Annotated in this window: 6 protein-coding genes; 4 read left to right on the top strand and 2 right to left on the bottom strand. The window is 55.6% G+C overall.

Going from position 1 to position 14,044, the window contains the following annotated elements; translation table 11 throughout:
- Positions 1-5 precede the first annotated feature (5 nt).
- The gene (locus tag H7F31_RS02155; RefSeq protein ID WP_187102808.1) at positions 6-755 is read left to right on the top strand and encodes an SDR family NAD(P)-dependent oxidoreductase; all 750 of its coding nucleotides are present in this window, start codon (positions 6-8) and stop codon (positions 753-755) included.
- Between the two features lie 144 nt (positions 756-899).
- Here H7F31_RS02155 and H7F31_RS02150 read toward each other — a convergent pair whose 3' ends face one another.
- On the bottom strand, positions 900-1,883 hold the full coding sequence (locus H7F31_RS02150) for a LacI family DNA-binding transcriptional regulator (RefSeq protein ID WP_187102807.1): 984 nt from the start codon (positions 1,881-1,883) through the stop codon (positions 900-902).
- A 244-nt stretch (positions 1,884-2,127) separates the two neighbouring features.
- Here H7F31_RS02150 and H7F31_RS02145 point away from each other — a divergent pair, with 244 nt between their 5' ends.
- Positions 2,128-4,491: a hypothetical protein gene (locus tag H7F31_RS02145; protein ID WP_187102806.1), complete on the top strand. Its 2,364-nt coding sequence runs from the start codon at positions 2,128-2,130 to the stop codon at positions 4,489-4,491.
- Between the two features lie 149 nt (positions 4,492-4,640).
- Here H7F31_RS02145 and H7F31_RS02140 read toward each other — a convergent pair whose 3' ends face one another.
- Positions 4,641-10,100: a polysaccharide lyase family 8 super-sandwich domain-containing protein gene (locus tag H7F31_RS02140; protein WP_187102805.1), complete on the bottom strand. Its 5,460-nt coding sequence runs from the start codon at positions 10,098-10,100 to the stop codon at positions 4,641-4,643.
- Positions 10,101-10,483: 383 nt separating this feature from the next.
- Here H7F31_RS02140 and H7F31_RS02135 point away from each other — a divergent pair, with 383 nt between their 5' ends.
- Positions 10,484-12,262 carry a cache domain-containing sensor histidine kinase gene (locus H7F31_RS02135; protein ID WP_187102804.1) on the top strand — a complete coding sequence of 593 codons (1,779 nt, stop codon included), beginning with the start codon at positions 10,484-10,486 and terminating at the stop codon, positions 12,260-12,262.
- Positions 12,259-13,863, top strand: coding sequence for a response regulator (locus tag H7F31_RS02130; protein ID WP_187102803.1), 1,605 nt, complete (start codon positions 12,259-12,261; stop codon positions 13,861-13,863). The genes H7F31_RS02135 and H7F31_RS02130 overlap by 4 nt, the downstream gene beginning before the upstream one ends.
- The last annotated feature ends 181 nt before the right edge of the window (positions 13,864-14,044 follow it).

Below are 14,044 nucleotides of genomic sequence, written 5' to 3'. Positions count from 1 at the left end.
ACAGGATGTCTGTGAGCGGGAAAGTAACGATTGTGACCGGCGGCGCCCGGGGTATAGGGAGAGCGACGTGCATTCAGTTGGCCAGACAAGGCGCAAGGGTTGTCGTTCACGACTTCGGTTACGAACAGGCTGCTCAATCCGTCGCTGACGAGATTATGGCAAATGGCGGGGAGGCCATTGCCATTGATGCGGATGCCCGCAGCGAAGAGCAGATGGAACAACTGGCGTCGACCGTGAAAAGTAAGTTCGGACGTATTGATGTTCTCATATGCAATGCCGACAGGGAGGTTAATGCCGCCGCCTTTGCCGAGCTTTCTTGGGAGTCATTCGAACGACAGTTGACGGATGAATTAAAGGCGGCGTTCGAGCCGACGAAGGCTGTTATCCCCACGATGATGGCACAGCAATCCGGCAGGATTGTCTATCTGTCCAGAACGGAAGGCAAGGACCCTGTCCCGGGGCATATTGCATTCGGCACGGCGAAGGGAGGGCTGGATGCCTTTGCCCGATATATTGCGCAGGAATTCGGGCCCTATGGGATAACGGCGAACGTCGTCGCTCCCGGCTTCGTCAAATCCGATGATAGCCTGATGGTCTCCGAGGAGGAAAGCCGCATGATCGGCAGCTTCACCCCGCTTGGTCGGATCGCCGAGCCGGAAGACGTCGCGGGGGTCGTTGCTTTCCTCGCGGGAGATGCCGCTCGATTCCTTACGGGTACCTACACGCCGGTAACCGGCGGGCTTGCGATGGAGTGAAGAGGAGATTTTGCGCGCGGAAGGGTTATCCAGGAACAAGTTGGGCTATATCTGATACGTCGCCGCAGGAGCGGGCGAGGGGGCGGCAGCCCTACCTCGCAAACAGGCCGATTGGCAGCCCTATTGCATGTTTGTATCCCTTTGCTAGCGGCTTGATTCCCGAATAAGCAGCTCGGCTTCCATACGCCTGCTCGCGATAGGCTCTCCGTTCAGACGGCCTACCAATAACTCCACGGCCAATGCCGCAATCTCGGGACGCGGGTAATGCAGGGCGGTAATGGCCGGCGTCGTCTGCATCGTCATCATGATGTTCTCGCAGCCTGCGATCGCAAGAGTGCCGGGCACTTGAACGCCCGCTTCCCGGCAGGCGGCCAGCATGCCGGTTGCCATTAGGTCGGATGCGGCTATGAATGCGGTATGGCCGCCGGGCATTCCGAGCGCGATATGATTCGCCATTGCCTGTTGCGCCTGCTCCAGCCTGCCCCCGCCGTACAGAAGATCTTCGGCAACCGGCAGTCCCGCTCTCTCCATGGAGGTATAGAAAGCCTGCGTTCTCCGCTCATGCGGATGTTCCTTGCCGCCGTTCGCCATGAAGCCGATCCGCTCGTGCCCCCGACTCTTGAGGTGCGAGATCTCGGCAGCCATACCGGATTCCCAGTCAATATCGACGAACGCCGCAATGCCTTCGGAGATAACGGGCTCCATGATCGAGACGACGGGAATGCCTTCGGCTTCCAGCGCTCTCAGCTTTCCCTCTCCCAAGGATTGCCCCATTAACAGCAAGCCGTCGATTCTGCCCGAGAAGTAACGGCGAAAGTCTTCCTCCTGCCCCTGTTGATACGTATGAAAATAAACGTAATAACCCAGTTGCCCCGCCCTTTGCTCCAGCGTGTTCAGCAATCCGGCTTCGAATGGATCTCCCAGATAGTTGACGAAGACGGACAGGCAGTTCGTCTTTTTTGTCTTGAGCGCGCGAGCCGCGTAGCTCGGCTTGTACCCCAATTCCTCAATAGCGGAGCGAACCCTCTCTCGCACGGCATCGCTGACGCCGGGCTTATCGTTTAACACATAGGAGACGGTCGCGACGGATACGCCCGCCCTGTCCGCCACCTCTTTGCGGCTGACCATGTAACCCTCTCCTTCCGCTGCTTGTGTGGCCGTCTTCTATCGTATCAACTGAACGCAGGAGATACAAGTATAATTACTTACTCGTGTAATATGATGATAAAATAGGAGCATTCAGGCGATTAACGCCTGTTTTTGCCCGAAAGCGGTGGTAATTCGTGTGATTCGTCGTTTGCGGTCTGGAGGAGAGCTCCTTTATACTTACTCGTGTAAGTTGACGATCGATGAACAAGAGAGGATGAAAGCCATGAACAGCGTTACGGTTAATGAACAGACGTATTACAACTTCAGCGGAATCTACCCGCATCTGGCATGGACGAATGGAGACGAGAAGAAGCAAGAGCTGGAATGCGGCCTAGGCGCCTTGGTTCCATGGTGCGGCAAGCTGTGGTATATTACGTATCCTACGCATTCCCCTTACGGCAGCAAAGACAAATTGAACATCATCGGCGAGGATCTGACGACCGCCGTCCATCCTCTGAGCGTTGGCGGCACGCATGCGAATCGGATGATTCACAAGGAGTCGAATCAGCTGATTATCGGCCCCTATTTCATTGACGCCGCTGGCGAGGTCCGGGTTGTGACGCCGGACCGGATGGAGGGGCGTCTGACCGGAGTGGCCCGGCATTTGACCGATCCCGAGAACAAAGTGTATTTCTATACGATGGAATCCGGCATCTACGAGGTGGATGTATACACGCTGGAAGTCAACATCCTGTACCGCGATCCCAACTATGTGTCGGAAGGAAAGCGCCCGTATCTGTTGCCGGGCGTTCATGGCAAGGGCGCTTATACCGGACAGGGCAGGCTTGTCGTCTCCAATAATGGGCTTGGCGGCGTGCTGGCAGAGTGGAGCGGGGAAGGAGATGCCGGTCAACGGGCGAGCTGGACGATCATAGACGCGAACAAATATACGGAGGTGACAGGTCCGGGCGGTCTGTACGGGTCTCCCGACGATGAATCACCGCTTTGGGCGCTGGGCTGGGATGCCAAGTCCGTGCTGCTGAACGTATGCGACGGAGGCGCATGGCGACGTTATCGGCTTCCGATGGGCAGCTATACGCACAGCGCGGACGACGGCTGGTTTACCGAATGGCCGAGAATCCGGGATATCGGCATGGAGAAGTGGCTGATGGATATGTTCGGCATGCTCTTCGAATTCCCGCCTGCGTTCTCGCACGGCAATACGGCGGGCATTCGGCCGATCTCCGTCCATCACAAGATGATCGTCGACTATGATCACTGGAACGGCCATCTGGTGCTTGGCTGCAACGACGCCTCGACGCAAGCGAACCCGATGACGGGCAAATGCCAGTCCAATCTCGTATTCACCAGCTTCGACAAGCTGAAGGAGTTCGGCAAACCCGCGGGATGGGGCAGCTTGTGGGCAGATGAAGCCGTGCTGGCAGGCGAATCCTCCGAGCCGTTCCAATTCGCGGGATACGAGCGGAGAATTCTCCATCTTTTCCATCGGGAGGCGGAGCCGGTCACGTTCAGCATCGAGCTGGACGCGACGGGCAGAGGGGACTGGACCGCGTACGCGGAGCTTGAAGTAGCCTCGGAAGGTTATGCCTATCATTTGTTCCCAGCCGAGCTTGAGGGCGAATGGATTCGCGTTACGCCGGACCGGGGCGCCAATCATGTATCGGCAGCATTGCATTATAATCCCGCCGAAGGCAATCCCCGATTCGGGGAAGTGAACGCGGGGCTGGCTGACGCTGGCTTACCGGGAGGAAGAAGCGAGGCCATTCTGTATGCGACGAATGATCCTTCCCTTCCGCTCCATATTGCATCGAACCGTCTGGATGCTGCCGGTCACATAACGGGAACTTCATTTTACGAGCTGCGCGAGGACATGGTCGTCCGGCCTTTCGATCAGCCGGAGCTGGAACGCGCGCTTCGCGAGAATTATGCGCCCAAGTCGGAGTTCAAGGTCGACGAAGCGTCGGTCATCGTGACGGACAAGGAAGGCAATCGCTTCCGCCTGCCCAGGGGGCACGGAGACTTCGACCTGCCGTCGGCATCGGGATTCCGACGGGGCATCAGGGAGATTATTACCGAGCGGAGTCTCATGAACCTCCACGGTTCGTTCTACGAGCTGCCCGACGAGCGCTCCGGCGGACTGCGGAAGATCCAGCCGATCTGCACGCACAACAAGCTGATTTACGACTTCTGCTCATGGAGAGGTCTGCTCGTGTTATCGGGTGTGCGGGCGGACGGATCGCCGGATGAGCATACGATCTGCGACGCGAACGGAGAGATCGGCCTTTGGCTGGGCAGCGTCGACGAGCTGCGCAAATTCGGCGCTCCGAAGGGCACGGGCGGGCCTTGGAGGGAGAGCGCCGTTAAGGCGGGCGTACCGTCCGATCCGTATTTAATGTTGGGCTACGTCCGCAAGTCGCTGAAGCTCAGCCACGCGGGGCCGGAGGACGTCATTTTCACCGTAGAGGTGGACGTTCAGGGAGATGGGAACTGGGCGGCTTACGCAAAGTTGACCGTGCCGGCCGGAGAAAGCCGCGCCCACGCGTTCGCGGACGGTTATTCCGCTCATTGGGTGCGTATCGTCGGCGACAAGGATACTACCGCAACGGCAATCTTCGAATATAACTAAGGAGCAATGAAGGGCTCCGGACAGCCCGTCGAATTAGCGATTCCGCTCCGATTATATAGTTGCATCGAGATGCCGTATGCAGAAAAAGGCGGCACAGGGATGACTCCCTAATGCCGCCTTTCAGCTTTTTGCCGTTGGCCCGAAGTCCGTTACGGCAATTGAAACAGTAATAACATTCGATACATAACCGCAGCCGCTTCCGCACGAGTTGCCACGGACTTGGGATCGAAGAAGTTCGAGGCTTTGCCGTTTATCAGGCCCAATTGCGCTGCCTGTCCTACCGCCGCTTTTGCCCATAAGCCGATAGTATATTCATCCGCAAACGTCATTTCTCCCGAGTAGTCCGTGTCGTCAGTCTTGATGATAGCGACAGCCCTCATCAGGATCACAGCCATTTCTTCCCGGGTAATCGACGAATCCGGATTGATCCGTTCGCCATCGCCCTGAATGATGCCGGCATCGAATGCCGTCGCGATGTCATTGGCATACCAGGCGCCAGAATCCACATCCGCAAATTGTCCCGAATTCCTTACCTCATCGAGCTTCAGCAAACGATTCATGAGAGCGACAAATTCCGCTCGCGTAATCGCCCTGCCTGGCGCGAATGCATCTGCACCCGTTCCTTTCATGATGCTTCTCATCGTCAGCTCGTTTATCGCCTCTTGGGCCCATGGTACGCGGGCCACATCCGCAAACGGATTGTTGTACCCGAATACCGCATAGGCGGCATCATGGCTTGCTTCGAACGTGATGGTATTCGTGTCGGCATCATAGGTGCCGCCAATATACGTCCATTCGCCCGTTGCTTCGTCATAAGCGTAGACGGCAAGCTTCCGGTCCTCCCGCGCATCGCCGGCATTCAGCGCAACCTGCAGCGGTTCATCCAACGATACCGGTTGGCCCCCGGCTTCCAGGCTTAAGCTGAAAGCATCGGAGCGCGAGGACAGCCCCGCAAAGGCAGGCCCATCGCCCTTCTTGCGGTTCACCGTAATGATCAGCGGATCATTCAGCCCTTCCGTTGCAATGGCGGCCGGAGTTATCAGGAAACGAATGCTTTCATCCCGAAGTTCCAATCCTTTGCCGTGTTCCTTCAGCAATTTTAATGCATGAGGCGACAGCTCCAGCTTTTGTGTATCCGAATCCCCGCCGCCCAGCGAGGCCAAATCCATTACCGGAGGAATGTCCCCTCCCGCATGTTGCAGCTCTTGCATTAATTTCACTTCGTTAACTTTGATCGTAGCCACTCCGTTGGAGAGAATCACCGTATGTTGCGGAGGCAACGCTACCGGCCAACTTGACGGCGTCTCCGGCTCGGTGCCTGGCTCTTCCTCTCCAGGCTCTTCCTCCTCGGCGAGCGTCGTCGCCGTAACCGCGGTGCTTGGCTCGGACGTGTTGCCTGCGGCATCGTAGGCGGCGATCCTGTATGCATACGTTGTCGCCGGCGACAAGCCGCTGTCCGTATAAGCCGTGTCGGTCACGTCCGCAATCTCCGTATCGTCGCGGTATACCTTATATCCCGATACGCCTGCGTCATCCGTGGAGGAACTCCACTCCAGCGATACTTCGCTTGCGCTTATCGCCGTCGCCGTCACATGGCCCGGCACGGTCGGGGGCTGGGTATCTTGCGGTGTAACCTCCACTTCCGCTCCATTCGGGCTTTCGCTCGCGGCTCTCAGCGCCGATACGGATACATAATACGTAGTTCCATTCAACAGACCGGCAAGTGTATGGCTGGAAACATTAACGCTTACCTGGACGCTCTCCGGATATTCCCCGGGAACTGTCCCGTATTTGATTACATATCCAGTTGCATTATAGACTGGGGTCCAATGTACCGTAGCGCTGCCATTGCCGGCCGCAATTTCAGTCACTTCGGGGGTTTCCGGCAGTTCCTGCTCGAACCGAACCGCATCCACGACAACAAATCCATTCGTTCCCGTATTTGAGATCGTTAGTTTCTCTGACGGATCCCCGTTAAAGTCATAACGTCCCAATCCTTTCCATACCCCGCCGTCAACCCTCTGATTCACATTGACTGTTGCCGACTCCCCGGCGTGATCAATAATGATCGGCGTATTGTTCGCCCGATTGCTGTTCGCTACCCACCGTGCATACACTTTATAACTTCCTGCAGGGAGACCGGGAGTAAACACTACGCTTTTTTCGCCTTTTCCATTATTGCGATCATGCAGAAAGCCTGAACCATAGGTTGCCGCGTTTGCCGCACCGTTAGCCCAATCGCCAGTCACGGCTACTCCCGCGGAATCCGCGTCATCCATGATTTTGGTATAATACGGAATTACTATAAACTCGTCGGCATCCGGCGTTTCTCCGTTTGTCGTGCGGGCGGACACCGTTACATAATAAGGAGTTCCGTTCGTCAGCTCCGTCAATGTATAACTTGTCACATCGGATAGTTCGATTTCGTGCGAATATTCGCCGCTTGTCGTGCCGTATTTCACAACATATCCTGTTGCTTTATCCGCAGGCGTCCATTGCAGTTCAATCGTTTCCGACCCGGGCGCTGCGCTTACGATTTCCGGACGGGGTATGTTGAGCCGTTCGAATTTGACAGCGTCGGCCACTACGTAGCCGTTGGCGCCCTCGTTCGAAATCATAATATACTCCGAACTGCCGCCGGCAAACGCGTATGTGCCCAATTCATGCCACTTGCTGCCCGGAGTCTTCTGATTCAACGCAGCCGAATCGACTCCCCCTTTATGATGAATCTCTACCGGCACTACAGTAGAGCGATTCGAATGTTCCAACCACCAAATCGATACCTTGTAGGTTCCGGCCGGCAGATCGGGGGTGTACCGGACGTTTTTTAATTCACTGCTGCTCGAATTTCCATCATGCCAGTAGTCCAAAGCATAGTAGGCGCCTGTATACCCCATATTCGTGCCCGTAGCCGAGCTGGACGCCCAATTGCCGGTTGCGGTGACCTTCGGCGAGAGATTATCAACCACGATGAAGGTCTGCATCATTTCTTGCTCATCCGAAGCTTCGCTTTCACCCAAATCGTTATACGCCTTTACCGTAAAATAATACGTTTGACCCAACTCCAGATCGGTTGGCGCGTAGCTGGTCGAAATCCCCACATCCACGCTTTCGGTCAGGCTGCCGCTGGAAGTGCCATACTCCACCGTGTAACCCGATACTTGACTGGCGATATCCCAAGTCAGCTGCACTTCGCCATATTGCCCGATTTCGGCTTTGAAGTTCGTCGGCGTTTGCGGCAGCTCGGTTACCGGGCTAAGCCGGAAGCTGGCATGATACGTTTGTCCCAATGATTCCACGGCATGAACGGTCAGCTTGATCGTCGGACTTAATTGCGTCACCGTAATACCGGAGTCCAGCGTTTCGATCGCCGTAGCCGATTTCTCGATCTCCAGCTCGATCGTTTCCGATTTCTTCTGGGCTGGATCCGATATCGCCAGCGTCAGATCTTCTTCCGTCTCGCGCGCCATGACGGCAGCCCGCTTGTTGCTTGTAATGCCGCCCACCGTCTTGATCTCGTCATTCCAGAACTGAATGCCTGTAATATTCAATCGGTTCTCTTTCACCGCTTGCGCATCAGGCGAGTTCTCCAGAATCGTAATATCCGGCGCATCCGCATAGGCGCTTGTGTCCGCGGCGGTTTTGTTCGGGAGCAGCACATATTGATACGTTTCGTTCTCCGGATTGACCCCGTGATCGTACCACAATGTCATATAAGGGCGGATGATCGGGTCCGTCGGCGCGGTTGCGCGGTGATCGATATCGCTCCAGGCCCCCGTCCGCATCTCGCGCAGTGCATTCACTTTAGCCCCTTCGGGAAAATAGTACCCGATATCCGAGCCCGGCACATTGCCGGCCAGATGGATGGACTGAACGTCGGTCATCGCTTCCGTCCAACCGGTTTCGGACGCTTTCTCCACGCCGTCCACTGTCAATGCCTGGTCGCCCGCGCCGGCCAGCTTCCGATTTTCGATAGTCGTCTCAATGGTCCGGCCGTCGGAGCTGGTAATGCCTGCGCCAAGCGCCACGATCTCATCGTCAAAGTTGAACCACGACTTTTTGGCGACCATGCTGCTGGAGAAAGCTTTCAGCTTCATCGCGGAGGTGCCGTATTCGCCCAGCTCGACCCCGCCTGCTTCACGCAACGGATCGCGATACAAGGCTCCGCTGTTCCTCGGCTGCGTATCCACCGTCGTCCCCGGCAGCCGGTACGGATTGACGGTCGGCCAGAAGTCGTCGGTGTATTGCGAGATATCGTTATTGTACAGATAAGTCATGCCTTCGGAGATGTACCATCCGCGCATGTTTTCCAGGTTGACCGCCTCATGCGTGGAAATTCGGCTTGAGGACATGCTCAATCCGAACGTATAATCCGGGCGAACCTGCACCGCGCGGTCCATATTCGCATATTGCCGATAGACATGGGGATGGTCGCGTTCCGGAATTTCGGCGTCTTCGACGATGGCTTTCGCCTGGATGATCGACGGAATATCCGCATATTGATAATAATTGCGGTACGTATTTTGCCGAATCCAGCTTTTCACCATGCTGCGGAAAGCTGCGGCATCTTGTTCCGGCACGAAATTGGCGGCGTTCATGACGGCCGTCACAATCCCTTGACCGGATGTGTGATCCGTCGAATAATAACGCGATATTTCGCGGCCCCGAGTCATATCCATCATGAGACCCTTATGCATAAGCGGCTCGAATGCCCGATACACCCACTGGACCACATTGGCGACATTCGGGTCCGTCACCTCCCACTCCGAGCCCGTCAGCCAATTGACCAGCTTGGAGACATCGATCAGAAGCGCGCGCCCGTAACCTCCGTTGTACGGCAACGTCACATGTTGAATAAAGGAACCATCCTCATAAAAGCCGTCGCCCGTGGCCACATACAGGAACACTTCGCTTAAAGCATCCCTGGCATCGGCAACTTGCCCGCCATTGTTCGTAAGGACGCCCATCAGACCTATTACATTGGCGAGCCAAACCCGATTGGCGCCGGTGTATCTCAGAAGGTCCTTCTTTGTAGCAAACTGTCCGACAGCCGCCATGTACTTGCCGAGTTGCTCTTCGCTGAGATCGTCATGCATCAATACCGCGATATTCAGCAGTTGACGAGGAACGCCGATTTGCCAATCCCACCAGTTGCCGTTCTGGGGCATCGTCTCATTGTAGGCCTCCTGGTATAACCAATCCAAAGCGCCGACGATATCTCCCCTTAGATCAGGGTTGCCCTCTAGAGCCGACCCTCTCGTCGCATAAGCGGTCACTATCGCAGCAAGCCTGGTATACGTGCTTGTTTTCTCCGCGCTCACACTAGCGACATTGCCGATGTCAGCCCACAGATAGCTGCGATCCTCCGACTTCTCCATGGCCTCCCAATATCCTTGCGCGGCGGTATCAATGTCGACTATTCGGGCATGGATATGTACGTCATTCGGATCATAATCATCGCTGCCGATCAGCATCGCCTGCCACTTTAACCGCAGCGCATCAAATCCATTCGGCTCGTCCGCAGCCATGACGCGATCTCCTCCCCCCATTCCTTGGAACATTGTTGACAGCATCATGATAATTAAAGCCGAAACGAAAATTCGTTTCATGTTCCCCCTCCTCATCAGACAACATTTGTAAAGAAAGCGCTTGCTCTATTAAAGTGTAGAGCAAGCGCTAGGGCATAAACAGGGGATTAACTCATGAAAATCGGTGTATTTCTAAGAAATCTTGCAAAATTCAAATAGCAGCACATACAAGTCGTAATTGCTCTTCAAATACGATAGCAACTTATTTCCCAGCCTCATTCCGGCGTTGCTTCCTGCGATAGCCTTTTGATTGCCAGCTCAAATGTTAGAAATTTAAAAGGGTCCGAAACCGTGAAATTCTATGCGTTTTCCGTGATCTTCTACGAGATCGCGGCGAGTTGCAGGACGTTTTATTGCCTGCGATTGCAGAGGACTCTATACTGGCTGTACGGGGGGCGAGCAGCATGAAGAGATTAAGTCCGTTCCAATCGTTCAGGGGCAAGTTGATTATCTCGCTCCTGTTGTTCGTTATCGTGCCGACACTGCTGATATTCTGGAACTACGCCTATACGTCGCAGAAGGTCGTCGCGCAGGAGGTTAATTACGCCAATCAGGAGCTTGCCGACCGCACGGCCAAATCGGTGAACGATGTCGCGACCAGAATGATCAAAGCGTTATTCCTGCTGGAAACCGACTTCGAGCAGTATTATGGAGACGAATTGTCGGAATGGAGCGAGGACTATACCGAATATATGAAGGTGCAGCTGCTGCAGCGCAGGATGACGACGATTCGCGATCTTCTGCTCGACAGCAGCGCCTTTCTCATCTACACGAATGATAATGGGCTCGCGGTATCCACTTTCTATTCGTTCGATATGAAACAAAATTATGCCATTCTCGTGCAAGAAGAGTGGTACAGGCGGGCCAAAGAAGGCGGCGGCTTCCCGCAGTGGATGCATCCGTTCCGCCTCGATCCCCGGATCGGCAACACCGGTCAATCCGCTGGAGGCGGCTACTTCGCGATGTCGCGTTCGCTGCGGGATCAATCGGATATCGGCGCGGCGTTTATCGGCGTGCCGATTCCATCGGTGTTCCCGTCCGAAGCATCCGGCGGGGAAGGCTCGCTTCCTTCGCTGCTGCTATGGGACGGGGGGAGCGAGCTGAGGAATCCCAAGGGCGAGCCGGTCAAGCCGTTAAGCGACGCGGAATCGGCGGAGCTCCGGAATAGTCCCGGCGAGATTAAGCAGTTGGAGCATGAGGACGGAACGTACATGGCCAACGTATCGTTCGTGCGGGAGATCGGTCTGTACGTCGTTAGCCTTGTTCCGGAGAAGCAATTTCTGACGCAGCTGAACGCCAAGCAGAGCCAATCGATTCTGTCTATTCTGGGCGTGTTCACGATCAGCATGCTGGTCTTCCTATTTTTCCTGATCCGCTTCACGAAGCCGATCCATTCCATGCTGCGATCCATGCGTCAGGTCGGTTCCGGCGACTTCCAGACATCCGTTCCGGTCAAGGGAAACGATGAGATCGCCTTGCTGGGCAATAACTTCAACCGCATGGTAATCAGGCTGCGCGATTCGATGCGGCGGGTAGAGGAAGAGCAGAGGCAGAAGGAGGAGGCGCATTTCCAATCGCTGCAGGCGCAGATCAATCCTCACTTCCTGTTCAACACGCTCAATTCCATCAAGCTGATGGCGATGCTGTCCAATACGAACCGCAACGTCAGCGACATGATTACGGCGTTGGGGAAGCTGCTGGAATTCTCGATGAAGATGAATCAACGGTTCGTGACGCTGGGGCAGGAGCTCGAATACCTGGAGCTGTACCTCTCCGTGCAGAAAATCAGGTATCAGGACCAAATTACGATCGATGTTCGGGTCGCGCCCGACCTTGCGGAGTTGTCCGTGCTCAAGTTCACGCTGCAGCCGCTTGTGGAGAACAGCATTATACACGGCGGACGCATGCCGCTGCTTATCTCGATTGCCGCCGAAGCGGTCGACGACCGTCTGGAAATATCGATTCGGGACAACGGCAACGGCGTTCCGAAGGAAAAGCTGGCGGAGATTCAGGATAAGCTGATGCAGCCGCATGCCAAGTACAGCGGGATCGGCATATCGAATGTCGACCGCCGCATCAAGCTGCATTATGGCACCCGGTTCGGCATCCGGCTGGGAACTTCGAAGGAAGGCGGGCTTGAAGTGATGGTCACATTTCCAATTCGAGAGGAGCCACCGCAATGACGAACACGAATGTACTGATTGTCGACGATGAGATGTTGGTGCGGCTTTCCCTGAAAACGCTGATTCCTTGGTCGGAGCATGGATTCCACATCATTGGGGAAGCCCAGAACGGCGTGGAAGCGCTGGAGATTCTCGAGAGGGAGGATTGCCATATCGTGTTGACGGATATCCGGATGCCGGACATGGACGGCCTGGAGCTGATCTCCCGGATTCGCGGGAGTTGGCCCATGGCGAAATGCGTCATCCTGTCGAATCACAACGACTTCGAATACGTGCAGCAGGCGCTCCGGCTCGGAGCGGTTGACTACTTGCTGAAGCTGGCGTGGGTGCCGGAGGAACTGTTGGAGAAGTGCAAGCGGCTTCAGCAGGAAGTGCGCGAAGAGGAGGAGGCGCTCGCGGAACAGCACCGCGCCGCGTTCCGCATGCATCGTCTGGATCGTGAAGCGAAGGAGGCGTTGCTCCGAAGTTTGCTAACCAAGCATACGACCCGGTTGGAGCTGGAGAATGCAACGACGGATGCCGAATTCGAATTCAGCGCGCGGCGCTACCGGACGGCGGTCGTCGCCGTCGACCGCTACGAGCATGTCATTGAAGAGAACAGATTCCGGAGCGAGCAGCTGCTGGCCTACACGGTAGCCAACGTGCTGAACGAGATTCTGCGCAAATACGGGGGCGGGGAGCTTATCGAGGTGAGCGGCGGCACCTTCGCCATCGTCTCTTCGGAGATTGGCGGAGAGATGCTGCAACATATGCGGGAAGCGACCGGCGCCTATGCGAAGATCTCGATAAGCTGCGGCGTATCGAGAACGTACAATGATCTGTCCGAGCTGTACGCGTCCTTCCATGAAGCGAAGTCGGTTCTGCAGCGCAGGTTCTTCTGCGGGAGCGGAACCATTGCATTCGCGGACGCCAAAGGCTTCTCATCGTCTGCGGGGACCGTCCGTATTCAGGTTCCGGGCGAAGAAGCTTGGTTGAAGCTGTTCTCCGGCGCTTCGGAGGATCCCGTCATGACGGAGCTTGAGGATTGGTTCGCCCAGTGGCGCGTACAAGATGACAGCGATCCCGAGCTGGTGCGCGACGAACTGCTGCATCTGCTGTATGGCTGGAACAAGGCTCTGGAAGGACGAGGAACTCCGTATTACGCCTTGCCCGAATACGAGGGACGGTATCCATTCGATGTCATTCGCAACGGAGAGACGTTGGAGGAGATCCGGGGCTGGCTGACAGGTTGGATTCGCAAGTCGGCTGCCATCGTGCGGGAATCGGCCAACGTGAAGTATCGGCCGGAAATTCAGAAGGTGCTGGACATGATTCACGACGAATATGCCACTCAGCTCAAGGTGTCCGACATGGCGAAGCGGGTCGGCTTTGCCGAAAATTATTTGAGCGTGCTGTTCCGCAAGGAAACCGGCAGCAAGATCGTCGACTATTTGACATCCGTCCGGATGGAGAAGGCCCGAGAGCTGCTCAAGGACCCCGCCTACAAAATTTATGAAATCTCGGAGATGGTGGGTTACGGCGACTCCAATCACTTCAGCAAATATTTCAAGAAAATCGAAGGCGTGTTCCCGCTAGAGTATCGGAAGATGCACTTCCGTTGAGGATCAGTCTACCGTCACGTCTCTTTGATTATTTTTTAATACAACGGGATGAAGTTATACTTTTAATCGTCGTTGCCTCCTCCGGGAGGCTTTTTTCGTTTTCAAAGATATTGACGGGTTCTTCTTAGTTTTTCACATTTAGATCCGTACCAATCGATTCTATACTGGAACAGGAGGAGAT

It is taken from the genome of Paenibacillus sp. PAMC21692, assembly GCF_014303795.1.
Taxonomy (GTDB): Bacteria; Bacillota; Bacilli; order Paenibacillales; family Paenibacillaceae; genus Pristimantibacillus; species Pristimantibacillus agaridevorans.
This window is presented reverse-complemented; position numbering and strand designations above follow the sequence as displayed.